This is a genomic window from Halomonas urumqiensis (assembly GCF_003028575.1).
GTDB classification, from domain to species: domain Bacteria; phylum Pseudomonadota; class Gammaproteobacteria; order Pseudomonadales; family Halomonadaceae; genus Halomonas; species Halomonas urumqiensis.
In genome coordinates, this window is the sequence record NZ_PYUD01000002.1 from 266,118 (window position 1) to 288,306 (window position 22,189).

Sequence of the window (22,189 nt, forward strand, 5' to 3'; positions counted from 1 at the left end):
ACTCGTATCAAAATTGAAGATTAATACTAAAACCGAAATCCTGGCTGGCGGTTCTGAACCCCTCAGGTTTATAAATCGGCTGGCCTAGAAAAAGATCAATGCTGCTCCGCGCAGAGCCTAATTCCCATTGCGAACGCAGGCCTATCACCGCCCCTGCCAACTCGTCACCCACTTGCATTTGTGTTGACTGCCCACTGACTCGACCCCAATCTAATCCCAGATATAAGCTGTAGGGACCTTGGCCAAGTAGTGTGGAAATTTCATTGCGTATCAGAAGGCCGCTATCGCCACTAAGAATGCTTTCGCCATCGAACCCCCGCACGGAGTATCGTCCACCTATAGTAAATCTATCTTGAGGAGTTAGAGGTGTATCATGCCACTGCCCAACAGCAACACCATGGTAGCTCCAATGCTGATCGATAAATTCGAAAGGTATCCTTACGCTGGCATTCACCAACCACATCCGCATACGTGATGTACCCTCGCCGAATGCTTCTTCTGGGGCAGGCAGTGCTCCCCATGCATCGATTCCACGACGATACGTCAGCGCCGCATCCCAGAGCCCATCACCAACGCTTCGACGATGTCCGAGACTGACATCTATTCCAGAAACAACGCGCCGCTGAACCTCCACTTCTGTATCATCTATGTAGTTATGTGAACGCCGATGGAAAGCCCGTATAGCCGTAGTGGTTTTTCCTGCATGGTCACGTTGAAGGACATGTGATAGCTTCGCATCGTATTGATCACTTTCTCCCGAATATACGTAATCCTGAAACGCACCAGAAACGGTTTGGTGGTAGCGTGTACTGGAACCATTAAGTGATAAAAGGCCGTACCCCCAAGGCACTGAGTAGTGCAGAGCATATCCTGAGTTACCTCGATCTCCCGAGTCTCTCCCTCCAACCTCTGTCTGAAGCGTGATGTAAAAAAGGTCACTTAATGTCAGAGGATTATCATAACTAAGCGTAAAAGCCCCCTGATACTTACCCGTGCTTTTATCACCCGAGTCATCAACTGACGCTAGCACTCTTAAAGGATTATCTTGAGCGTGCCGGATCACCAAGTCACTTTGCCCCGGCTGCTCGCCTGGCTCAACCGAGACATCAGCCGCTACTGTTGGCACACGCCTCAAGTTCTCCAGGCCTTGCTCAATATCACGCAGATTCAATACTTGACCAGTCCGCGCAGGAACAGTGTTAAAAAGCATTGCACGTTGCCCATGCTCTTGCTCAAACCGAATATCACTAATCACACCTTCCAGTATATCAAGCTGAAGCTCGCCTGATGACAAGTCTTGCGGGGGAGCAACAACACGCGTGGTTGTCCAGCCTTTCTGAACTAAAGCATGCTGCAGGCGAGCCATGATAACACCAACACCTTTAGCCCCAAGACATCGGTTCAGTACCGGCTGACTATCTCGAGGATGGTCAATATGACCATAAAGCCACTCCCAACTTCGAAGTGATTCATTAAGCCCTTCAATAGAAATTTTACTAATTTCAAAACATGGCTTTTCCGAACCGGGAAAAATAAGCGTAGACCTAGACTCTTCCAACGACTGTAGGCGCACGTCACTTTGTGATTGAAGCTGCTCGCGCTGCTGTCTCAACCGATCCTGCTCTAGTCGAAACTGGCGGACCGACTCGCCGTCAAGCTCCTGTGAATTTTGTGCCGTTACAGCGCTTGTAACACACATCAGCCCTATGCACGCGCACCCCCTACTCAGGCACCAAAGAGCCTTGTCGTTGAAAACTTTCAATATTTCTGCAGTACTCATCACACTGCGAGGCAAGGAGCCAATAGCTCGACTTAGCCCGTTCAGCAAAAAAATGACTACTAGCAGCCCAGCCCCTCTGTTCATGTCTAGAAACTCCTTTTCCGGACACTGCACACCTTTGCTTACCAAGTCTTACTTACACAAGCGTCCCCATAACCAAAGAAGCTGAAGAAGATTTACCAGCAACTGCAAGGCCGGAGACGAAAAGGTTAACAGGAGGAAACAATATTTTGGGATTGAAACTGTTTGTTTAACACTTCCCTGCGATCGCGAAATAGTCTATTAGCAATATAGATTATATCAAGCCATTCTGAAAACTCAGGGCCGCCACGAAAAGCAAACAATAGTGAAAGACAAGAATGTGTGGAAGATCATCGCTACACAGTCAGGACTTTATGTAAAGGCTAAGGTAGCGAACGCCGAACCCTGATCCGCTGATAAGCTTCGCCAACACGTGGCTAACACCCGAATTACCCCAGCAACGATCGAAGACCGGCGATCGCATCCTTGCCCCGCGCCTGCTTCTTGTCCGGGTCTTCCTTGTCGGCGCGGCCTTCCCATTCAAGGTCGGCCTCGGGCAGTTCGTCCAGAAAGCGGCTGGGCGCGCAATCCATCAGTTCGCCATAGGCCTTGCGCTGGCGCGCCAGGGTCATGGTGAGGGTTTGCCGGGCCCGGGTGATGCCCACATAGGCCAGGCGACGCTCCTCTTCAACGGTGCCGGCCTCGATGGCGTTGCGGTGCGGCAACAGTTCCTCCTCAAGGCCCATCAGGTAGACATGCGGGAATTCCAGCCCCTTGGAGGCGTGCATGGTCAGCAGTTGCACCCGGTCGGAATCGTCCTCTTCGGCCTGCTGTTCGAGGATGTCGCGCAGTACCAGCCGCGAAATCGCCGCGGACACATCGTCCGTTTCGGTCTCTTCGCTTGCGGTGTTGTCCTCGGGACTGGCGTCTTCGGGGGCGGCCTGCATCGACTTCTCAAGCTGGTCGACGAGAATCCACACATTGGCCATGCGCCGTTCGGCGATGGTCGGGGCGCTGGCGTTCTGGTACAGCCAGGCTTCGTAGTCCATCTCGCGGAACATTTCACGGATGGCGGCAATGGCGTCGCCCTGATCCATGCGCCGCCGCACGCCGTCGATAAAGTGGGTGAAGCGCCCTAGGCGTTCCACCGCCTTCACCGGCAGCAGCTCGGCCAGGCCAAGCTCGTGGCAGGCGGCAAACAGCGAGATACCGCGTCCGGTGGATTGATCGTTCGCATAGTTGGCGAGCTTTTCCAGGGTGCTGGGGCCAATTTCGCGGCGCGGGACATTGACGATGCGCAGGAAGGCGTTGTCATCGGCGGGATTGATCAACAGCCGCAGGTAGGCCATCGCGTCCTTGATCTCGTTGCGTGAGAAGAACGAGGTACCGCCCGAGAGTTTGTATGGCACCTGGTAGTGCTGCAGCTTGAGCTCCAGCAGGCGCGCCTGGAAATTGCCCCGGTAGAGCACCGCAAAGTCACGCCACTCGCTGCGCTCCTTGATACGTCGGGTGAGAATTTCGCTGGCCACGCGCTCGGCCTCGGCCTCCTCGTGCCGATTGACCACCACACGAATCGGCGCGCCCTCGCCCTTGTCCGACCACAGGGACTTTTCGTAGACGTGGGGGTTGTTGCTGATCAGCGTATTGGCGGCGCGCAGGATGGTGCCGGTGGAGCGATAGTTCTGCTCGAGCTTGATGACATTGAGGCGCGGGAAATCCTCGCCCAGGGTGACCAGGTTCTCCGGACGCGCGCCGCGCCAGGCGTAGATCGACTGGTCGTCGTCGCCGACCACGGTGAAGGTCTTGCGCTCGCCCATCAGCAACTGCACCAGCTGGTACTGGCTGACATTGGTGTCCTGATACTCATCCACCAGCATGTAGTGAATCTTGCGCCGCCAGCGCGCCAGGGCCTCGGGGTCGTCGCGCAACAGCACCACCGGCAGCAGGATCAAGTCGTCGAAATCCACCGCGTTGTAGGCCTTGAGGTGCCGGCCATAGGCCTCGTAGACACGCGCGGCAAACTGCTCATCATCGTCAGCGGCATGGGAGAGCGCCTGGCCCGGCAGTATCAGGTCGTTCTTCCACTTGGAAATCTGCTGCTGTACGGCGTTGATCTGTTCGGCATCGACCTGGGCATCCTTGTGCATCAGGTCGCGCAGCAGCGCCTTGGCGTCTTCCGGGTCGAACAGCGAGAAGCCCGGCTTGTAGCCCAGCACCTTGAGTTCGGCGCGAATGATGTTGAGCCCCAGGGTATGGAAGGTGGATACGGTGAGCCCATGCCCCTCGCGCCCCTTGAGCATCGAGCCGACCCGCTCCTTCATCTCGCGGGCCGCCTTGTTGGTGAAGGTCACCGCGGCGATGCGCCGGGCGCTCATGCCGCAGGCCTGCACCAGATAGGCGATCTTGGTGGTGATCACGCTGGTCTTGCCGGAGCCGGCACCGGCCAGCACCAGGCAGGGGCCGTCGATGTAGCGCACCGCCTCCTGCTGGCGCGGGTTGAGGCTGGCCAGGCGCTGCTGAATGGTCGGGTTCACGGCGCCTCCTCGGTGCTGCCGGCGACCGGCAAGGTCGCGCCGGCGAAATCCAGTTGCCGCCAGGCTTCAAACACCAGTACCGCACAGGCATTGGAAAGATTCAGGCTGCGGCTGCCCTCGCGCATCGGAATACGCAGGCGCTGCGCTTCTGGTAGCGCATCCAGCATTGCCTGGGGCAAGCCACGTGTTTCCGGGCCGAACACCAGGGCGTCACCCTGGCGGTAGGCCGGTTCGTGGTAGCCGGTGCGGCCCCGGGTGGAAACGGCGAACACCCGTGACGGCGCCACGCGCTCGATGAACGCCTGCCAATCGCCATGCACGCTCACCGCTGCCCACTCATGGTAATCGAGGCCGGCACGCCGCAGACGCTTGTCGTCCAGCACGAAGCCGAGCGGCTCGATCAGATGCAGGCGAAAGCCGGTATTGGCGCACAACCGGATCAGATTGCCGGTATTCGGCGGTATCTCGGGCTGGAAGAGCACGACATCGAGCATGCTAGGCAAGGCCCCATCGGGATATGAGCCTGACGATCATTCGGCTGGCGAGGACGCCACACCATAGCGCGCGCGGTAATCACGAATCGCCACGGCGTGGTGGCGCCACGCATCACCTTCCCCCGAGTGCTCCTCGAGATAGGCCAGCACCATGTCCAGGGTGACGATGCTGATCACCGGCATGCCATAGCGCGTTTCGACTTCCTGGATGGCGCTCTGCTCGCCAGCGCCACGTTCCTGGCGGTCCAGGGCGATCACCACGCCCGCCGCGCGCGCGCCAGCGGCATCGATCAGCCCCATCACCTCGCGAATCGCGGTGCCGGCGGTGATCACGTCATCGATGATCAGGATGTCGCCTGCCAGATCGGCACCGACGATATTTCCCCCTTCACCGTGGCTCTTGGCTTCCTTGCGATTGAACGCGAAGGGCAAATCACGCGAATGATGGTCGGCAAGCGCGACGGCAGTGGTGGCCGCCAGGGGAATGCCCTTGTAGGCTGGACCGAACAGCACATCGAAGGGCGGCGCCCGGTCGACGATGGCCCGCGCGTAGTAGCGCCCCAGTTGCGCCAGCGCGCTGCCAGAGCGGAACAGGCCGGCATTGAAGAAGTAGGGGCTGACACGGCCCGATTTCAAGGTGAATTCGCCGAACCGCAGCACGCCCTGCTCGATGGCGAATTCGATGAACTCTCGCTGGTACGCCTGCAAGGCAGTCGAGCCGGATCTGGTCACCTCGGGGCTCCTGTCATCGTGGGCCTGTTACCGCACCGGCAAGGCTGGTTGCCCTCTATCGCGGTTATTGGTCCAGGCCATTTACCCAAACGTCGAAACGTCGGGTATCATACACGCGCGACGCTAAAGGGACTATGTATGAAAATCGCCACCATCAATGTCAACGGCATTCGGGAGGCGGTCGGGCGGGGATTTCTCGACTGGCTGGCCGACCAGGACGCCGATGTCGTCTGTGTACAGAACCTCAAGGCCAAAAGCTTCGAGCTGGACGACAGTATCCTCTATCCGGAAGGCTATGAGGGTTATTTCCTCGATGCCGAGCAGGACGGCTTCTCGGGCGTGGGGATTTACTGCCGCAAAGTGCCCAAGGCCATCATGTACGGCCTGGGCTTCCCGCAGTGCGACCACGAAGCGCGCTTCCTGCAGGCCGACTACGACCGCTTCAGCATCGCCAGCTTCCTGATGCCCGACGGCAGCGACCCCGCCGCCAAGCAAGCCTTCATGGCCCAGTATCAGGAATACCTCGGCAAGATGGCTCGCAAGCGTCGCGAGTACATCATCTGCGGCACCTGGCACATTGCCCACAAGACCATCGACCTTGCCAACTGGGCCGATAACCAGACCACGCCCGGCTTCAAGCCTGAAGAGCGTGCCTGGATGGACCAGGTGTTCGGGCCGACCGGCTTCATCGATACGTTCCGCGAGATCAATCGCGACGCCGGCGAGTACACCTGGTGGCCAAGGCTCGACCAGGACGTGCCGCGCACGCGCCAGGAAGGCTGGCGGATCGACTATCAGATCGTCGGCCCCAACCTCCGCCGCCACGTCGTCGATGCCTGGATCGATGTCGACGCGACCTTCTCGGAGTTCGCGCCGCTGATCGTCGAGTACGACCTGACGCTGTAAGTGAATGCCCTACGTCGCCGCCTCAACCATGCAGAACGCATCACGCCGGCCTACCATGGCCGGCGTGATGTTTTCGGTGCCCGAGCATGCCCGGGGTAAGCCGACTTATCGCGGAATGCCCAACGACTCGCGCTGGTGATCGAACAGCGTGAGGCCAGTCTGCTCGGCGAGTTCGAGCATCGCGTTGAGCTCGGCACGGCTGAACGAACCCTTCTCGGCGGTGCCCTGCACCTCGATCAGGCTGCCATCCTCGGCCATCACCACGTTCATGTCGGTATCGGCACCGCTATCCTCCGGATAATCCAGATCCACCACCGGCACGCCCTTGAACAGCCCCACCGACACCGAACTGACCAGTTGCTGGAAGGGATCGCCCTTGATCAGCTTGTTACGCTGCAGGTAGCGAATCGCATCGATCAACGCCACGCAGCCGCCGGTGATCGCGGCCGTACGGGTGCCGCCATCGGCCTGGATCACGTCGCAATCCACGGTAATGGTGAACTCGCCGAGTTTCTTCAGGTTCACCGAGGCGCGCAGCGAGCGGCCAATCAAGCGCTGGATCTCCAGGGTGCGCCCGCCCTGCTTGCCACGCGTGGCCTCGCGCCCGCCACGGGTGTGGGTAGCACGCGGCAGCATGCCATACTCGGCGGTAACCCATCCCTGGCCCTTGCCACGCAGCCAGCGCGGCACGCCGGCCTCGACGCTGGCATTGCACAGCACCTTGGTGTCGCCGAACGCCACCAGCACCGACCCTTCGGCGTGGCGAGTGTAGTCGCGGGTAAGCGTAATCTCACGCGGCTGGTCGGGCGCGCGTCCGCTGGGACGCTTGAACTGTGAAGACATGGCACCTCTCTTTTTCACGGTCTGTTTTTCACGGACTGATGTTTCTCACGAACGGCTGGTGTTCACAAACGCATAAATGTCACGAACCGCAACGTTGGCTGGTCGGCCATTCTACACGCCTCGTCGCCCGTGGAAGGGAGGGAATCGGTTACACTGGATCGATTCCCTTTTATCGATACCCCCTACAACCGCTCGCCGCTCGGCAGGCACCAGGAGTCTCCATGGTTCATAGCATGACCGCCTTCGCCCGCCAGGCACGCGAATCCGACTGGGGCAGCCTGCAGATCGAACTGCGCTCGGTGAACCAGCGCTACCTGGAACCCCACTTCCGCCTGCCCGACAGCCTGCGCGACCTGGAACCGGTGTTCCGCGAGGCACTGCGCCAGCGCCTGGCGCGCGGCAAGGTGGAATGCACGCTGCGCTTCGAGCCGGCAAGCGGTGCGACAAGCCTTGCGATCAACCACGAACGGCTTGCCGAAGTGGCCCGGGCACTTGGCGAGGTCCGCACGGTGGTACCCGACGCCGTGATGCCCAATGCCCTGGCGCTGCTCGATCATCCCGGCATCCTCGAAAGCCACGAGCCAGACCCCGAGTCCGTCAAGGCCGAAGCCACCACGCTGTTTCAGGCCACCCTCGACGACCTGCTGGCGGGGCGGGCGCGCGAAGGCGAGAAGCTCGCCACGCTGATCCGCGAGCGCCTCGACGGCGTCAATACCCAGGTGGCGGAAGTGCGTCGACTGCTGCCCGAGATCCTCCAGCGCCAGCGCGTGCTGCTGTTGGAACGCCTGGACACCGCCAAGGCCGAGCTCGACCCCCAGCGCCTGGAAGCCGAGCTGGTGCTGCTTGCCCAGAAAGCCGATGTCGACGAGGAACTCGACCGGCTGGCCACCCATGTCGCCGAAGTCGAGCGCCAGCTACGCCAGAAGGGCCAGGTGGGACGGCGCCTCGACTTCCTGATGCAGGAACTCAACCGCGAAGCCAACACCCTCTCCTCCAAGGCCGTGGTGGCCAGCACCACCCGCTGCGCGGTGGAACTCAAGGTACTGATCGAACAGATGCGCGAGCAGATCCAGAACATCGAGTGATGGCCACGGGCATCTACCCTAGGTCCATCTCTTGAGTCGTCAACCGCTCAATGAACGTGTCATGCGGCGTTTAACGGCTTGATCCGATCCACTTCTTTCTTGACCGACTGGGCCGCCGTCCACAAATCAACGGCACGCTGAGCATTCAGCCAAAACTCCGGGGTGTTACCGAACAGCCGGGCAAGCCTGAGCGCCATTTCAGGGCTGACAGCACGGCGTTCGCGCAATAGCTCATTGACTGACTGTCGCGAAACCCCCAAAGATGCAGCCAGCCCCGCAACCGTCAGGTCGTAGTCCGGCAGAAAATCCTCTCTCAGCATTTCACCCGGGTGGGTCGGCTTGCGTTGCATGCCTGTGTCGTTGGGAATAGCCATCGTCATCACCTCACTCAGTGGTAGTCACACACTTCGACCTCGTACGCATCGCCATCATCAAAACGAAAGCAGATGCGCCACTGATCATTTATCGAGATCGCATGCTGCCCCTGCCTGTCCCCAGACAATGGATGCAGGCGATTGCCCGGCGGCACTCTCAAGTCCTCCAACTGCGAGGCCAGGTTCACATACTCCAATTTTCTGGCAGCTCGCGAAGCGACATCCGCAGGGAATTTCTTTGACTGGCCCCTGGAATAAAGCTCTTGAGTGCGCCTGTCAGCAAAGGATTTGATCATGCTCGAAATCGTAATGCGTCACGTGACACATGTCAATCGGGTGCGCTCCAATGAGTGTGGTCGCAGCCCATTGTCTTCAGCTCCATATGTTCGGTATGCCAGGAGAGGCCCAGTGTTCACCAGCGCGGAATGTACCGGCAAGTGCAGCGTGGCGGCCATTCATGCGATACTTCGCGCCTTTCACGGCACGCCGCCGCTCGATCACTGTCGCCGCCCAACAGGGTCGCCAATCAGGGACGCCCGACATGTCACAAGGTACGCTCTTCATCATTTCCGCCCCTTCCGGTGCCGGCAAGACCAGCCTGGTGCGCGAGCTGATCGACAGCCTCGACGGCATTCAGGTATCGGTATCGCATACCACCCGTGAGCGTCGGCCCGGCGAAGTGAATGGCGTCAATTACCACTTCGTGGACGTGCCAGCCTTCGAGGCGATGATCGAGCGCGGCGAGTTCTTCGAGTACGCCCGGGTGTTCGACAACTATTACGGCACCTCACGGCCCGCGGTGGCGGCGATGCTTGCCGCGGGTACCGATGTGATCCTGGAGATCGATTGGCAGGGCGCCCGCCAGGCGCGCCGCCAGATGCCCGATGCGGTGTCGATCTTCATCCTGCCACCATCGCGCGAGGAGCTCGAGCGGCGCCTGGCTGGACGGGGCACCGACGAGCATGTCGTGATCGCCAGGCGCATGCGCGATGCCATCAGCGAGATGTCGCACCACGATGAATATGACTACCTGGTGATCAACGATGACTTCACCACCGCGCTGCGCGAGCTGCAGGCGCTGGTCATCGCCCGGCGCCTGACCCTCGAGCGCACCCGCGAGAATCACGGGCCTCTGCTGGAAGCGCTCTTGTCACGGCAACCTGACGTCGAGTAACCTAACCGGTCTATCCATTGGTGGAATGACCACCCACGCGACCTCGTGTGGGCATCGCCCGTTCCCCGCAAGCTTGCAGGAAGATTTCCATGGCGCGAGTCACAGTCGAAGATTGTCTGGATAATGTCGAAAACCGCTTCAAGCTGGTGATGATCTCCACCCAGCGTGCGCGTCAGCTGGCCCGTGGTTCGCGGGACGCCCAGGTGCCCTGGGAGAACGACAAGCCCACCGTCGTCGCCCTGCGCGAGATCGCTGCTGGACTGGTCGACGAAAGCGTGCTCGATGAGCCCGTCGAGGCCCCGGTGCGCATCAACCGCGAGATGCAGTTTGGCAACGCCGCTGAGGAGTGATCCGGCGGGACGACTGATGGTCGCACTTCCCTTCGGGCACTCACGCAGGAATCAAGGCACGCTGCATGTTCACCATCGATGACCTGGCCGACCGCCTAGGCGGCTACCTCCCCCAAGACGAGATCCAGCAGGTCAAGCGTGCCTTTTACTATGCCGAGCAGGCCCATGACGGCCAAAGGCGGCGTTCCGGTGAGCCTTATGTGACCCACCCACTGGCGGTGGCCAACATCCTCGCCAACATGCACATGGACCATCAGAGCCTGATGGCTGCCATGCTGCATGATGTCATCGAGGACACAGGGGTCGGCAAGGATGCGCTTGCCGAGCAATTCGGCAAGCCGGTGGCCGAGCTCGTCGATGGCGTCTCGAAACTGACCCAGATCACCTTCGAGGACAAGGCCGTCGCCCAGGCGGAAAACTTTCAGAAGATGGTACTGGCGATGTCCCGGGATATCCGGGTGATCATCGTCAAGCTTGCCGACCGCCTTCACAACATGCGTACCCTCGGTGCGCTGCGCCCCGAGAAGAAGCGTCGCATTGCCCGTGAGACCCTCGAGATCTATGCGCGCATCGCCAGTCGGCTGGGTATCAATACCATCCGTGTGGAGCTCGAGGACCTCTCCTTCCAGGCCCTACACCCGATGCGCGCCGAGCGCATCAAGCGTGCTGTCTCGAGCGCACGCGGCAACCGCCGTTCGGCGATTCGCCAGTTGCAGGCCGCACTGCAGAAGAGCCTCGACGACGAAGGCCTGCCCGCGACAGTGGTAGGCCGCCAGAAGCACCTGCTGTCTATCTACAAGAAGATGCGCGATCAGCGCAAGTCGTTCGCCGAAATCATGGACGTGTTCGGCTTTCGCATCCTCTGCGATGACGTCGACAGCTGCTACCGCATCCTTGGCGTGGTGCACAATCTCTACAAGCCGGTGCCCGGGCGTTTCAAGGACTACATCGCCATTCCCAAGGCCAACGGCTACCAGAGCCTGCATACCACGCTGTTCGGCAGTGGCGGCATGCCCATCGAGGTGCAGATCCGTACCCGCGAAATGGAGGCCATGGCCAACAACGGCATCGCCGCGCATTGGCTCTACAAGGCTGGCCAGACCCAGCACCCCATCGCCGAGGGCAGCCATGCCCGCGCCCGTGCCTGGGTCAAGGGGCTGCTCGAGATGCAGCGCCATGCCGGCGACTCGCTGGAATTCATCGAACACGTCAAGAATGACCTTTTCCCCGATGATATCTACGTGTTCACGCCAAAAGGCGACATCATGGAACTGCCCCAGGGTGCCACGGTGATCGATTTCGCCTACAGCGTGCACACCGATATCGGCAACAGCTGTATCGCCTGTCGTATCGACCGGCACCTGGCCCCGCTCTCAACGCGTCTCGAGAGCGGCCAGACCCTCGATATCATCACGGCGCCTGGGGCGCGCCCCAATCTGGCCTGGCTCAATTTCGTGGTGACCGCCAAGGCCCGCTCGGCGATCCGCCATGCGCTCAAGCATCAGCAACAGACGGAAGCCGTACAGCTCGGTCGGCGCCTGCTCAACAAGACGCTGGCCAACGCCGAAACCAGTCTCGAAGAGTTGCCGGAGGGTGTGCTCGATGCCCTGCTGGCGGAGCTGGCACTGAAGAATGAAGATGCCTTGCTCGAGTCGATTGGCCTGGGTACCCGGGTCGCCCATGTGATCGCACGTCGCCTGATCGACCTGCAGCAGGGCAAGGAAAAGAGCGTCGCGACGCCCGAGGCGCGGCCGCACGGCCCCATCGTGATCAGCGGCGCCGAAGGCATGGTCATCAAGTTCGCCCGCTGCTGCCATCCGCTGCCTGGTGACACGGTGATTGGCCACTTGTCGGTGGGCAAGGGCATCGTCGTGCATCGTGCCGAGTGCCGTAACCTGCGAGAACACAAGGACGACCCGGACAAGCTGTTCGCGCTGGAGTGGTCCAACGACATACAAGAAGATTTCCCGGTGGCGTTGCGCCTGGAACTGGAGAGCCGCCGCGGCCTGGTCGCCGAACTGGCCGGGCTGATTACCGATGCCGACGCCAATATCGAACGCATCGGCATCGAGGAACGTGACGCACGACTGTCCACCGTCAACCTGACCTTGTCGGTTCGCAACCGCATTCACCTGGCACGCATCATCAAGCGACTGCGCAACCTCCCCCACGTTGGCAAGATTTCGCGCGTCGGCAACTGATTCACCCAAGGGCCCGGTCGCCGCGCCCCGGCGGCCGGGTCCTGTTCTTTCTCAAAGGATCGTTTACCCAGGTTCACCACACGGATTCGATTCTTCGCTCAACAATTCTCTCAACAACAGGATGGAGCTAACCCATGAGCAATAAGGCCGTTATCAACACCGACCAGGCACCCGCCGCCATCGGCCCCTACTCCCAGGCCATCAAGGCCGGCAATACTGTCTACTTGTCTGGCCAGATCCCCTTGGACCCGGCCACCATGACGCTGGTCTCCGAGGACTTCGAGACCCAGGCGCGCCAAGTGTTCAAGAACCTCAAGGCGGTCTGCGAGGAAGCCGCCGGCTCGTTGGGCGAAATCGTCAAGATCAACCTCTACCTGGTGGACCTCGACAACTTCGCCATCGTCAATCAGGTGATGGAGGAATTCTTCGGGGCGCCGTTCCCGGCGCGTGCCGCCGTGGGCGTGAAGGCGCTGCCTAAGGGCGCACAGGTCGAAGCGGAAGCCGTGATGGTCATTGGCGACTGAAGGCACGGCAAGCCCCGTCAAGGCCATGCGACTCTTTCTTGCGCTGGTACCGCCACCCGAGCTGCGCGAGCGGCTCGGGAGACTCGCCGACACGGCGCAGGCGTCGTGCGGCGGTCGACGCATGCCGGAGGCAAGCCTGCACCTCACCCTGGCATTTCTCGGCGAGGTCGAAGCACCGGAGGCCACGGCGCTGGCCGAGTGGGTGAGCCAGCAGCGGATTCCCGCCGGGCAGTGGCAGCTCGACCGCTGGGGCTTGTTTCGGCGCCCGGGCATCGTGTGGGTGGGTAGCCAAGCGGAGAATTCCGCACTGAAAAAGCTGCATACCTGGCTGTGGGATGCGCTTGACAGCCAAGGCTACCCAGGGCGCCCGGCACGCTTCATACCCCATATCACCCTGCTGCGACGTGCCACATGCCTTGACACCACCTCCCTACCCGACATCCGCCTGGACTGGACCTATACTCAGTTTGAACTGGTTGAGTCCGTCACCGATAGTCATGGGGCACACTACTCGAGCCTGGCGGCGAGCATCGCTCCCTGACGCCGGTCCTCGTCAAGGGCACGAGCTGATGGAAAAGCGAGAGCCGAGGGAAAAGGGAATAAAGAAAAAGGGAGGCTTGAGGGTGAAGGATGTCACGTTACGGCACGCCCTTGCGGCCATGATATTTGCCAGCCTGCTGGTCGGAACTCCCGCCATGGCTGATCTTCAGGTGGACGCGGGGGCCACCAACGAGTCAACCGCGGTCGTCAAGATATCGCTCGACAAACAGCTTTCGCTCGAACACTTCCACCCTCGGCTGTCACTGCGCCTGACCACGGGCGTGTTGCTGCTGTCGGAAACACACCGGGCCGGCAATGCGGCCTGGGTGCTGTCGCCGGCGTTGCGCTTCACCTTCGCGGGGAACAGGGGCCTGTTCATCGAAGGGGGCATCGGTGCTGCATTTTTCCTCGAACCCCAGCTGGGCTCGCGGCAACTCTCCACCACCTTTCAGTTCGAGGACCGTCTGGCGATGGGCAGAGCCTTTGGTGATGGCGAGCTGTCGCTCGCCGTGACGCATTACTCCAACGGCGGCATCAAGAGGCCAAATGAAGGCTTCGAGACCCTGACACTGGGTTACCGCTGGAAGCTTTGATGGAGGCGTTGAAGATGGAGGCGTTGAAGCAAGCGCCTGGTGCATCCCTCATGCCTTCTCCGCCAGGAAGCCACCCTCCTTCAATACATGGGCATAGCCCTCCCGGTAGCTCGGGTAGCGGAATACATAACCGCTGTCGAGCAGCCGCGAATTGTCGCAACGCTTACTGGCCCGACGGCGCAGCGGGGATTGAATCGTTTCGGTGGCTTCCACCTTGAGCTGTTTGGCAAGCCAGGTCATGACCTCGTGAAGCGGGGCGGGTTCGCAGTCGCTGGCCAGGTAGAGGTCATGCAGCGGCTCGTCGGCGTCGGCAAGGGCCAGCCCGATCAGGTGTGCCAGCACACCGGCACAGTCGTCGCGATGTATGCGATTGGTGTACATGGTGGGGCTTGCCGCAGCGATACGGCCTTCGCCCACCTGGCGGATCAGGCGATCTCGCCCGGGGCCATAGATACCCGAGAATCGCACCACGCTGCCCGGCAGCGAATGCTGGATCAGCGCCTCCTCCGCCTCGCACATCAGAATCCCGGAGAAACCGGTGGGCTCGGCGGGGCTCGCTTCATCCACGGCCTCCCCCTCGCGCTGGGCATAGACGCTGGTGGAGGACACGAAGAATACGTGGCGCGGCGTCCGGTCACGGCTGGCGAACTCGGCGAGCACCGCCTTCAACCCCGCCGGATATGCGGCACGGTAGGCGTCCTCTTCGAAGCGGTCGGCACTGGCGACATAAACCAGCACATCGGCATCGGGCAGGGTGGCAAGCGTTGCGGGGTCGCTGAAGTCGGCGGCAACGGCCTCGATGCCACTGCCTTCCAACGCCTTGACGTTGCGCCGGGCACCGACCACTCTATGTCCCGCTTCCAGCAGGCGCCCACCCAGTACCATGCCGATGTCGCCACACCCCAGAATCAATGTTGTTGTCTTCACCTTTTCCCTGCCCCCTGATAAAAAGTCCCTATTGAAGTAAAAGACTCGATTGACGTTACGGATTCAATTGACGCGATAGCCCCCATTGGATTTTCAAGAGTATGCCGAACAGGCAACCATCATGACTCTAACAGAACTACGCTACATCGTGACACTGGCCCAGGAGCGCCACTTTGGACGCGCCGCCGAGCGCTGCTTCGTCTCGCAACCCACCCTGTCGGTGGCAGTGAAGAAGCTCGAGGAGGAGCTGGGCGTGGCGCTGTTCGAGCGTTCGAAGTCCACCGTGCAGGTCACCCCGCTAGGCGAAACGATCATCGAGCAGGCCCAACGGGTGCTGGAGCAAACCAGTGTGATCAAGGAGTTGGCCAATGCCGGCAAGGATCAATTGGCAAGCCCGCTGCGCATCGGTGCGATCTATACCATTGGCCCCTACCTGTTTCCCCACCTGGTGCCGGAACTGGCGCGCAGCGCCCCGCAGATGCCGCTTTACATAGAGGAAGGGTTTACCGGCAACCTGCGACGCAAGCTGAGAAGTGGTGAGCTCGATGCCATCATCATCGCGCTGCCGTTCACCGAAACCGACGTGGTCACCAAGGCACTCTACGACGAGTCCTTCGAGGTACTGATCCCCGCCGACCATGCCTGGGCCAAGCGCGAGACCATCGACAAGGAAGACCTTCTCGAGGAGCGCCTGCTGCTGCTCGGTGAAGGCCACTGCTTCCGAGATCAAATCCTCGAGGCGTGCCCCGCGATCAGCCACAAGCTCGCAAGCCCGAACAATACGCTGACCGCCGAAGGTGGGTCACTCGAAACCATCCGCCACATGGTGGCCTCCAAGCTTGGCATCACCGTACTGCCCCACTCGGCGATCGGCACCGGCCATTACGAGAGCGGCATGCTGGTCAGCCGGCCCTTCAAGGACCCGGCTCCCTCGCGCACCGTGGCCATCGCCTGGCGCGCCAGCTTTCCGCGGCCCAAGGCCATCGATGCGGTGACCAAGGCCATTGCGCACTGCCGCAAGGCCGAACTCGAACCCGCATGAGTGCCGATATCAATGCGCTTGATGCGCCGGTCACATCGCTCAAGGGCGTCGGCGAAGCACTGGCCGCCAAGCTCGGCCGGCTGCGTATCGCCAGTGTCGCCGATCTGCTCTTCCATCTGCCGTTGCGCTACCAGGATCGCACCCGCATTACGCCGATCGGCACGCTGCGTGCCGGGCACGAAGCGGTGGTGGAAGGCGACGTGGTGGCCGGCGAAGTGGTACGGGGCCGGCGGCGCAGCCTGCTGGTCAGGCTGCGCGATGGCTCGGGCATCCTCAGCCTGCGCTTCTTCCACTTCTCGCCGGCCCAGCAACAGCAGTTCCAGCCAGGTGTTCGCGTGCGCTGCTTCGGCGAGGCGCGTGCCGGGGCCACCGGGCTTGAGATCTATCATCCCGAATATCGGCTGCTCAGCGCCGATGCCCCGCCAGTGGAAGACCACCTCACGCCGATCTACCCGGCAACCGAGGGGCTTCATCAGACCCGACTGCGGGCGCTGATCGAACAGGCGCTGTCCCTGCTCGATGAACAGCCCGAGGCACTGCCGGACTGGATCGACAGTGAATTGCGCCGCCGCTTCGGCTTGCCCGAATTGCACCATTGCCTGCACGTGCTCCATCAGCCGACCCCGGATATCAACCCGGCACAGCTTGCCAGCGGCCAGCACCCGGCAAGCCAGCGCCTGGCGCTGGAGGAGCTCCTGGCCCACCGCCTCAGCTTGCGGCAGGTGCGACTGCGTATTCAGAAGGATGGCGCGCCGCGCCTGCCCAGCGGGCGTAACCTGCAGGCGCGCTTCCTGACGCAACTGCCCTTCTCGTTGACCGGGGCCCAACGCCGGGTACTCGATGAAATCAGCGTCGACGTGGCTGGCGAAACGCCCATGCTACGCCTGGTGCAAGGTGATGTCGGCTCCGGCAAGACGGTGGTGGCGGCCATGGCGGCGCTCTCGGCGATCGCCGGCGACTGCCAGGCGGCGATGATGGCGCCCACCGAGATTCTCGCCGAGCAGCACTTCCGCACCTTTCGCGACTGGTTCGAGCCGCTTGGCATCGAGGTGGCGTGGCTGGCCGGCAAGCTCAAGGGCAAGGCGCGCCTGGATACCAAGGCGGCGATCCTGGATGGCCGGGCCCGCATGGTGGTAGGCACCCATGCGCTGTTTCAAGGGGATGTGCATTTCCAGCGGCTGGGCATGGCAATCATCGACGAACAGCATCGTTTCGGCGTGCATCAGCGCCTGGCCCTGCGCGAAAAGGGCGAAGCGGGTGGCCTGACCCCTCACCAGCTGGTGATGACCGCCACGCCGATCCCGCGCACCCTGGCCATGAGCGCCTATGCCGACCTGGATGTCTCGGTGATCGACGAGCTGCCGCCCGGCCGCACCCCGGTCAAGACGGTGGTGGTCCCCGACGAGCGTCGCCCCGACGTGGTGGCACGCATTCGCCATGCCTGTGCCGAGGGCCGCCAGGCCTATTGGGTATGCACACTGATCGAAGAATCCGAGGTACTGCAGTGCCAGGCCGCCGAAGCCACTCGCGACGAGCTCACCGAGGCGCTGCCCGAATTGGCCATCGGCCTGGTACACGGGCGCATGAAGGCTGCCGATAAAGCCGCGGTGATGGATGCCTTCAAGGCCGGTGAACTGGACCTGCTGGTCGCCACCACGGTGATCGAGGTTGGCGTGGACGTGCCCAATGCCAGCCTGATGATCATCGAGAACCCCGAACGGCTGGGGCTTTCCCAGTTGCATCAGCTGCGTGGCCGCGTCGGCCGCGGCTCCACCGAGAGCTTCTGCGTGCTGCTCTATCACGGTCCGCTGTCGGCCAACTCGCGTGAGCGGCTCGCGGTGATGCGTGAAACCACCGATGGCTTTCGCATCGCCGAAAAGGACCTCGAATTGCGCGGCCCCGGCGAAGTGCTCGGCACCCGCCAGACCGGGCTTGCGCAGATGAAGATTGCCGACCTGGAGCGCGATGCCGAGTTGCTCGAACGCGTTGCGCCACTGGCCGATGCCCTGCTCTTAAGCCACCCGGATGCCAGCCAGCCGCTTATCCGCCGCTGGCTGGGCGAAGAAGCGGGACGCTACGGGCAGGTATAAGGTGTGAGGTGTAAGGCGTGAGGGGTGCCAACAACTCGCCCGCCGACCTAATGTTCAAGGTGTTTCTGCTTTTACTTACAGCTTAAAGCTTATGGCTTACCGCTCCGGGCGAAGCCCGGTTACAGGTGCTTGAGCAATCGCTGCAGTTTCTGCAGGTCGCCCGAATCACCGACCAGGCGCACCTTGCCGTCCATCATGCCGTCAAGGAAGGCCTGCTGGGTCGGCTTTCTGAGCACCTTGAGCGCGGTGGCCTGGTCTTCGAAGCGCAGTTCCAGATCAAGGTCAACCGGAAGCCCACGGCCACTCTCGATGCCGCCGGGTGACATGCGATAGTGGCGTGCGATGGAGAGGTCTTCGGTGGCAATGCCCCAGTCCAGGCCACGCATTTCGCCCAGCAGTTCACGAAATCGCGCCTTGCGGCGCAGCGCACGCTTGAGCAGGAAGGCCAGTAGCCAGAGCGTCAGTCGCAGCTTCATGGAAGGGCGCCACCGCGTCGTGGAAGAGAAGGAATGTTCTGCGACCCGCCGCCTGGGCGGGTCGCATCAGGGCTGGCCAACGTGACACGGCCAACACAACCGAGGCTACTTGGCCACGGCATCCTTGAGACCCTTGCCCGGCTTGAAGGCAACGGTCTTGCTGGCCGGAATGGCCAGTGGCTGACCCGTCTGCGGGTTCTTGCCAGTCCGGGCAGCACGCTCGCGCACAGTGAAGGTGCCAAAACCGATCAGCGACACGTCCTGACCCTGCGCCACACTTCCGGTGATCTCGTCGAGAATGACATTGAGCACCTGACTTGCCTTGTCCTTGGAAAGATCGGCACGCTCGGCAATCGCCGCGGCGAGTTCTGGTTTACGCATATTACCCTCCTGGTATCTGTATCTCGTCGGCCGGCGATCGCATCGCCAACCTGTTGTTGTGATTCATGTCGTGTTGTCAGGCCATCACACTCGCATATGGACGCCCTGTCCAGGAAGACAATATGCGAATGCCACTGGTCTCTCGATACCGCCCAACGGCCAAGCCACAGCCACGGCACCGATGTCCTAGCCTAGCAACGGCGGCGCAACCCGCGCCAGCTCAACTTTCCGACGGACACAAGCCCCTGTCAACGCAAATCCGATCAAACGGCCGTCTGCGGATTCTGCAAGCGCCGTGAAATCCGCGCCCTGTCCCTCGATTCGCCAACGCGTCGGAGGCTGGGCTGGCGGCAACGCGACGACTGGTAACAATGGTGTCTTGACCAGTACCGGCCAGGGGCCATAGGACACCGGGGTCGGCGTACCCGCCAGGGTGCAGGCCAGTGCCTTGGCGCTGGCCTGCAGCGGTTGCACGTACATGGCATTGACCCCCGCCACGCAAGCCACATCGCCCAGAGCATGAACACCCGGGGCGGAAGTTGCCAGGTAGCGGTCGGTCACTATCCCGGCATCGCTGACCTCGAGCCCGGCCTGTGTGGCGAGCCCCGTGCGAGGGCGCAGTCCGGTTGCCACCAGCACCAGGTCGGCGGCGAACTCGCTGTCATCGCTGAGTACCAGCCCCACGTCGCCTCCACTCTCCCTGAAATGCGCAAGGCTGTGCCCAAGGCACAGGTTCACACCCGCATCGGCGAACGCGCCACCCAGCGCCTGCCCCAGCCGCTCAGGCAGCAATTGCGCCAGCGGCGCAGGCTCCGGGGCCACGAGGCTGACCCGATGCCCCCCCGCCACCAGGTCATTGGTGAACTCGCAGCCCACCAACCCCGCACCGATGATCGCCACGCGCGCGGGGCGGCCAAGCGCTTGCAGCGCATCCTGGAAAGCGCGGTAGTCGTCAAGGTCGTTGATGGTGAACACGCGACCGGCCAGCGCATCGGGAATCGCGAAGGGCACGGCGGGTGCGGCACCGGTGGCCAGCACCAGCTCCCCCCAAGGCAACCGTTCGCCACCGATCGACAGCGTGCGCGCCGCCAGATCGATGGCATCGACCCGGGTATGGGTACGCACCACCGCACCCAGCGAATCCGCCACCTCAAGCGCCGAGCGCATCGCCAGGCGCTCGGCCGCTAGCGACTTGGCGAAGCCGGTGGAGAGCAACGGTTTCGAGTAGTCGTCGCCGCTGTCGGCGGTGATCAGGGTGACCGGTCGCTCGGCATCATGCGCTCGCAACTGGCGAAGCAGGCCGATACCCGCCATGCCGGAGCCGATGATGGTCAGGGAAGCGCTCATGGAACTCCTTGGCCGGAAAGTGAACGGGGAAGCGTTGCAAACCCGCATGTTACACTACCAGCCCCCTGAATCGATGCGGAGCGCCCGGTGTCCGACACTCCCCCAACCGACCCCGTCCGCCTTGCCCACTGGTTGCCCCTCGCCGCGGCGCGTCCGGCCATGAGCGCGGCATGGTGGCAATGGATCGCCTCCCGCGACTCGCTCACCGCGCGCCTGATCGCCGCCGGGGCACCCCGTACCTTTCGCGTCAGGCTGCTGGACCAGCGCACCGGCATTCCGCGCCTCGACGAGGCCCAGGCGCTCGGGCTACCGATGCATCGCCAGGCTTGGCTACGCGAGGTGGCCCTGTGCCTGGACGAGCAACCCTGGGTCGTCGCCCGCTCGGTGGCACCGCTTGATGACCTGCGTGGCCAGCGGCTCGACCAGCTAGGCGAGCAATCGCTGGGCAGCTGGCTGTTCCGCCAGCCGGACCTCGAGCGCGGCGATATCGAGGTGACTACCTCACCCGCCGGTTTCCATTCGGCCCAAGGCCCCTGGGGTCGGCGCTCGCTGTTTCGCCATGGCCACTTCCGGGTGCTGGTGCAGGAGTGGTTTCTCGAGCGCATGGCGGATGACCTCGGCCTGCCTTCGCGCTAGGCTCATGGCCAACGACTTTCGCGAGGTAAAGATGGACCGAACCCTGATGCGCCCGACCGGACTCGCCCGGGTGCCCGACTTTCTCCAGCTGATGCGCCTGGACCGCCCGATCGGCACCTGGCTGTTGATGTGGCCAACGCTGTGGGCCCTGTGGGTCGCCGCCGAGGGCATCCCCGGGCGCAACGTGCTGTTGATCTTCGTTGCCGGTGTCTATGTGATGCGCGCCGCCGGCTGCGTGGTCAACGACTACGCCGATCGTCACTTCGATGGCCATGTGAAACGTACTCGCAACCGCCCCCTGGCCACCGGACGGATCAGTGAAGGCGAGGCCCAGGCACTGTTCCTGATGCTGGTGATGGCGGCGTTCGTGCTGGTCTGCTTCACCAATCTGTTCACTGTCATGCTGTCACTGGTGGGCGTGGTGCTGGCGTTCATCTACCCGTTCATGAAGCGCTACACCCACCTGCCACAGCTGTTCCTCGGCGCGGCGTTCTCCTGGGCCATACCCATGGCGTTTGGCGCGGTGCTCGGCCATGTCCCGTTCGAGGCATGGTTGCTGTTCACCGCCAACGTCGCCTGGACGGTGGCCTACGACACCGAATATGCCATGGTCGACCGCGACGACGACCTGAAGATCGGTATCAAGTCCACGGCGGTACTGTTCGGCCAAGCCGACCGGCTGATGATCGGGCTGCTGCAGGTATTGACCCTGGCTCTGCTGAGTTGGGCGGGCCTGCGCCTGGCGTTGGGTGGATACTTCTGGCTGGGCCTTGCCGCCATGGCGGCGACCTTCGTGCATCAGCAGGCGCTGATCCGCAAGCGTGACCGCGACCGCTGCTTCCAGGCGTTTCTCAACAATCACTGGTCGGGGTTGGTAGTTTTCGCTGGCCTTGCGCTGTCGCTTTGGCCGGATTTTGTCGCCTGACGTGAATCGAAAGAGCGCTGGGGCAAGCCTGCGAGGAGGCGCTGTGAACCCATCCCTGGGCGCTACCGACGCCATCCCTGGCGTAGGACCTCCTCTTCGGCTTGCCCCAGCGCTCTGGTAATTGCTAGGTGGAGGCTAGGTAATGGCTAGAAGGGCACAGCTGTCATGCTAATGTCATAATGACGTGGTGAGATCGTCATCGACCCGTCATTGT

23 protein-coding genes are annotated in these 22,189 nt (G+C 62.0%); 12 read left to right on the top strand and 11 right to left on the bottom strand.

From position 1 onward, the window contains the following. Nucleotides 1-7 precede the first annotated feature (7 nt). The 4 genes from C6V82_RS08500 to pyrE all read right to left on the bottom strand — a co-directional run bounded on the left by C6V82_RS08500 (nt 8) and on the right by pyrE (nt 5,561). The gene (locus C6V82_RS08500; protein WP_180978263.1) at nt 8-1,612 is read right to left on the bottom strand and encodes a ShlB/FhaC/HecB family hemolysin secretion/activation protein; all 1,605 of its coding nucleotides are present in this window, start codon (nt 1,610-1,612) and stop codon (nt 8-10) included. A 638-nt stretch (nt 1,613-2,250) separates the two neighbouring features. Next, nucleotides 2,251-4,335, bottom strand: coding sequence for a DNA helicase Rep (gene rep / locus C6V82_RS08505; protein WP_102587819.1), 2,085 nt, complete (start codon nt 4,333-4,335; stop codon nt 2,251-2,253). Further along, a complete protein-coding gene (gene trmL / locus C6V82_RS08510; RefSeq protein ID WP_102587820.1) occupies nt 4,332-4,829 on the bottom strand; it encodes a tRNA (uridine(34)/cytosine(34)/5-carboxymethylaminomethyluridine(34)-2'-O)-methyltransferase TrmL in 498 nt (165 codons plus the stop codon). Before trmL ends, rep begins: the two co-directional genes overlap by 4 nt. Nucleotides 4,830-4,865: 36 nt before the next feature. Further along, a complete protein-coding gene (gene pyrE, locus C6V82_RS08515; RefSeq protein ID WP_229843136.1) occupies nt 4,866-5,561 on the bottom strand; it encodes an orotate phosphoribosyltransferase in 696 nt (231 codons plus the stop codon). Nucleotides 5,562-5,699: 138 nt separating this feature from the next. Here pyrE and C6V82_RS08520 point away from each other — a divergent pair, with 138 nt between their 5' ends. After that, nucleotides 5,700-6,467 carry an exodeoxyribonuclease III gene (locus tag C6V82_RS08520; protein ID WP_102587821.1) on the top strand — a complete coding sequence of 256 codons (768 nt, stop codon included), beginning with the start codon at nt 5,700-5,702 and terminating at the stop codon, nt 6,465-6,467. A 105-nt stretch (nt 6,468-6,572) separates the two neighbouring features. Here C6V82_RS08520 and rph read toward each other — a convergent pair whose 3' ends face one another. After that, nucleotides 6,573-7,310, bottom strand: coding sequence for a ribonuclease PH (gene rph / locus C6V82_RS08525; protein ID WP_102587822.1), 738 nt, complete (start codon nt 7,308-7,310; stop codon nt 6,573-6,575). A 221-nt stretch (nt 7,311-7,531) separates the two neighbouring features. Between rph and C6V82_RS08530 the strand changes: the two genes are divergently transcribed. After that, nucleotides 7,532-8,395: a YicC/YloC family endoribonuclease gene (locus tag C6V82_RS08530; protein WP_102587823.1), complete on the top strand. Its 864-nt coding sequence runs from the start codon at nt 7,532-7,534 to the stop codon at nt 8,393-8,395. A 59-nt stretch (nt 8,396-8,454) separates the two neighbouring features. Here C6V82_RS08530 and C6V82_RS08535 read toward each other — a convergent pair whose 3' ends face one another. Both C6V82_RS08535 and C6V82_RS08540 read right to left on the bottom strand, forming a co-directional pair. Further along, nucleotides 8,455-8,769: a HigA family addiction module antitoxin gene (locus C6V82_RS08535; RefSeq protein ID WP_102587824.1), complete on the bottom strand. Its 315-nt coding sequence runs from the start codon at nt 8,767-8,769 to the stop codon at nt 8,455-8,457. Nucleotides 8,770-8,783: 14 nt separating this feature from the next. After that, nucleotides 8,784-9,065, bottom strand: a complete 282-nt coding sequence (locus C6V82_RS08540) for a type II toxin-antitoxin system RelE/ParE family toxin (protein WP_102587825.1) — start codon at nt 9,063-9,065, stop codon at nt 8,784-8,786. A 245-nt stretch (nt 9,066-9,310) separates the two neighbouring features. Here C6V82_RS08540 and gmk point away from each other — a divergent pair, with 245 nt between their 5' ends. The 6 genes from gmk to C6V82_RS08570 all read left to right on the top strand — a co-directional run bounded on the left by gmk (nt 9,311) and on the right by C6V82_RS08570 (nt 14,151). Next, nucleotides 9,311-9,943, top strand: a complete 633-nt coding sequence (gmk, locus tag C6V82_RS08545; RefSeq protein ID WP_102587826.1) for a guanylate kinase — start codon at nt 9,311-9,313, stop codon at nt 9,941-9,943. Nucleotides 9,944-10,032: 89 nt separating this feature from the next. Then, the gene (gene rpoZ / locus C6V82_RS08550) at nt 10,033-10,293 is read left to right on the top strand and encodes a DNA-directed RNA polymerase subunit omega (RefSeq protein WP_102587827.1); all 261 of its coding nucleotides are present in this window, start codon (nt 10,033-10,035) and stop codon (nt 10,291-10,293) included. A 65-nt stretch (nt 10,294-10,358) separates the two neighbouring features. Beyond that, the gene (gene spoT / locus C6V82_RS08555; protein WP_102587828.1) at nt 10,359-12,494 is read left to right on the top strand and encodes a bifunctional GTP diphosphokinase/guanosine-3',5'-bis pyrophosphate 3'-pyrophosphohydrolase; all 2,136 of its coding nucleotides are present in this window, start codon (nt 10,359-10,361) and stop codon (nt 12,492-12,494) included. 134 nt (nt 12,495-12,628) lie between these two features. After that, entirely contained in the window at nt 12,629-13,018 is a 390-nt protein-coding gene (locus C6V82_RS08560; protein ID WP_102587829.1) for a RidA family protein, read from the top strand. A gap of 25 nt (nt 13,019-13,043) precedes the next feature. Continuing rightward, a complete protein-coding gene (thpR, locus tag C6V82_RS08565; RefSeq protein WP_102587853.1) occupies nt 13,044-13,559 on the top strand; it encodes an RNA 2',3'-cyclic phosphodiesterase in 516 nt (171 codons plus the stop codon). Nucleotides 13,560-13,587: 28 nt separating this feature from the next. Then, nucleotides 13,588-14,151 carry an acyloxyacyl hydrolase gene (locus C6V82_RS08570; RefSeq protein ID WP_102587830.1) on the top strand — a complete coding sequence of 188 codons (564 nt, stop codon included), beginning with the start codon at nt 13,588-13,590 and terminating at the stop codon, nt 14,149-14,151. Nucleotides 14,152-14,199: 48 nt separating this feature from the next. On the opposite strand, the gene C6V82_RS08575 is transcribed toward C6V82_RS08570, so the two are convergent. Continuing rightward, nucleotides 14,200-15,078 carry an NAD-dependent epimerase/dehydratase family protein gene (locus C6V82_RS08575; protein ID WP_102587831.1) on the bottom strand — a complete coding sequence of 293 codons (879 nt, stop codon included), beginning with the start codon at nt 15,076-15,078 and terminating at the stop codon, nt 14,200-14,202. 121 nt (nt 15,079-15,199) lie between these two features. Between C6V82_RS08575 and C6V82_RS08580 the strand changes: the two genes are divergently transcribed. Together C6V82_RS08580 and recG are read left to right on the top strand one after the other, a co-directional pair. Continuing rightward, nucleotides 15,200-16,120 carry a hydrogen peroxide-inducible genes activator gene (locus C6V82_RS08580; protein WP_102587854.1) on the top strand — a complete coding sequence of 307 codons (921 nt, stop codon included), beginning with the start codon at nt 15,200-15,202 and terminating at the stop codon, nt 16,118-16,120. After that, a complete protein-coding gene (recG, locus tag C6V82_RS08585; RefSeq protein WP_102587832.1) occupies nt 16,117-18,210 on the top strand; it encodes an ATP-dependent DNA helicase RecG in 2,094 nt (697 codons plus the stop codon). Before C6V82_RS08580 ends, recG begins: the two co-directional genes overlap by 4 nt. Before the next feature lie 119 nt (nt 18,211-18,329). Here recG and C6V82_RS08590 read toward each other — a convergent pair whose 3' ends face one another. From C6V82_RS08590 to C6V82_RS08600, 3 genes are all read right to left on the bottom strand, one after another. Then, nucleotides 18,330-18,686 carry a hypothetical protein gene (locus C6V82_RS08590; RefSeq protein ID WP_102587833.1) on the bottom strand — a complete coding sequence of 119 codons (357 nt, stop codon included), beginning with the start codon at nt 18,684-18,686 and terminating at the stop codon, nt 18,330-18,332. Between the two features lie 105 nt (nt 18,687-18,791). After that, nucleotides 18,792-19,067, bottom strand: coding sequence for an HU family DNA-binding protein (locus C6V82_RS08595; RefSeq protein ID WP_102587834.1), 276 nt, complete (start codon nt 19,065-19,067; stop codon nt 18,792-18,794). Nucleotides 19,068-19,253: 186 nt separating this feature from the next. Continuing rightward, a complete protein-coding gene (locus C6V82_RS08600; protein WP_102587835.1) occupies nt 19,254-20,414 on the bottom strand; it encodes an NAD(P)/FAD-dependent oxidoreductase in 1,161 nt (386 codons plus the stop codon). 159 nt (nt 20,415-20,573) lie between these two features. Here C6V82_RS08600 and C6V82_RS08605 point away from each other — a divergent pair, with 159 nt between their 5' ends. Together C6V82_RS08605 and ubiA are read left to right on the top strand one after the other, a co-directional pair. Then, nucleotides 20,574-21,050 carry a chorismate--pyruvate lyase family protein gene (locus C6V82_RS08605; RefSeq protein WP_102587855.1) on the top strand — a complete coding sequence of 159 codons (477 nt, stop codon included), beginning with the start codon at nt 20,574-20,576 and terminating at the stop codon, nt 21,048-21,050. Nucleotides 21,051-21,081: 31 nt separating this feature from the next. Continuing rightward, nucleotides 21,082-21,975, top strand: a complete 894-nt coding sequence (gene ubiA / locus C6V82_RS08610; protein WP_102587856.1) for a 4-hydroxybenzoate octaprenyltransferase — start codon at nt 21,082-21,084, stop codon at nt 21,973-21,975. Nucleotides 21,976-22,189 lie beyond the last annotated feature (214 nt).

Coding starts and splice junctions, on each gene's coding strand:
- C6V82_RS08580 (WP_102587854.1), top strand. CDS start 15,200: ATGACTCTAACAGAACTACGCTACATCGTGACACTGGCCCAGGAGCGC.
- C6V82_RS08600 (WP_102587835.1), bottom strand. CDS start 20,414: ATGAGCGCTTCCCTGACCATCATCGGCTCCGGCATGGCGGGTATCGGC.
- rpoZ (WP_102587827.1), top strand. CDS start 10,033: ATGGCGCGAGTCACAGTCGAAGATTGTCTGGATAATGTCGAAAACCGC.
- C6V82_RS08560 (WP_102587829.1), top strand. CDS start 12,629: ATGAGCAATAAGGCCGTTATCAACACCGACCAGGCACCCGCCGCCATC.
- C6V82_RS08535 (WP_102587824.1), bottom strand. CDS start 8,769: ATGGCTATTCCCAACGACACAGGCATGCAACGCAAGCCGACCCACCCG.
- thpR (WP_102587853.1), top strand. CDS start 13,044: ATGCGACTCTTTCTTGCGCTGGTACCGCCACCCGAGCTGCGCGAGCGG.
- C6V82_RS08595 (WP_102587834.1), bottom strand. CDS start 19,067: ATGCGTAAACCAGAACTCGCCGCGGCGATTGCCGAGCGTGCCGATCTT.
- gmk (WP_102587826.1), top strand. CDS start 9,311: ATGTCACAAGGTACGCTCTTCATCATTTCCGCCCCTTCCGGTGCCGGC.
- C6V82_RS08590 (WP_102587833.1), bottom strand. CDS start 18,686: ATGAAGCTGCGACTGACGCTCTGGCTACTGGCCTTCCTGCTCAAGCGT.
- trmL (WP_102587820.1), bottom strand. CDS start 4,829: ATGCTCGATGTCGTGCTCTTCCAGCCCGAGATACCGCCGAATACCGGC.
- C6V82_RS08570 (WP_102587830.1), top strand. CDS start 13,588: ATGGAAAAGCGAGAGCCGAGGGAAAAGGGAATAAAGAAAAAGGGAGGC.
- C6V82_RS08605 (WP_102587855.1), top strand. CDS start 20,574: ATGAGCGCGGCATGGTGGCAATGGATCGCCTCCCGCGACTCGCTCACC.
- C6V82_RS08530 (WP_102587823.1), top strand. CDS start 7,532: ATGGTTCATAGCATGACCGCCTTCGCCCGCCAGGCACGCGAATCCGAC.
- recG (WP_102587832.1), top strand. CDS start 16,117: ATGAGTGCCGATATCAATGCGCTTGATGCGCCGGTCACATCGCTCAAG.
- ubiA (WP_102587856.1), top strand. CDS start 21,082: ATGGACCGAACCCTGATGCGCCCGACCGGACTCGCCCGGGTGCCCGAC.
- C6V82_RS08540 (WP_102587825.1), bottom strand. CDS start 9,065: ATGATCAAATCCTTTGCTGACAGGCGCACTCAAGAGCTTTATTCCAGG.
- rph (WP_102587822.1), bottom strand. CDS start 7,310: ATGTCTTCACAGTTCAAGCGTCCCAGCGGACGCGCGCCCGACCAGCCG.
- C6V82_RS08520 (WP_102587821.1), top strand. CDS start 5,700: ATGAAAATCGCCACCATCAATGTCAACGGCATTCGGGAGGCGGTCGGG.
- spoT (WP_102587828.1), top strand. CDS start 10,359: ATGTTCACCATCGATGACCTGGCCGACCGCCTAGGCGGCTACCTCCCC.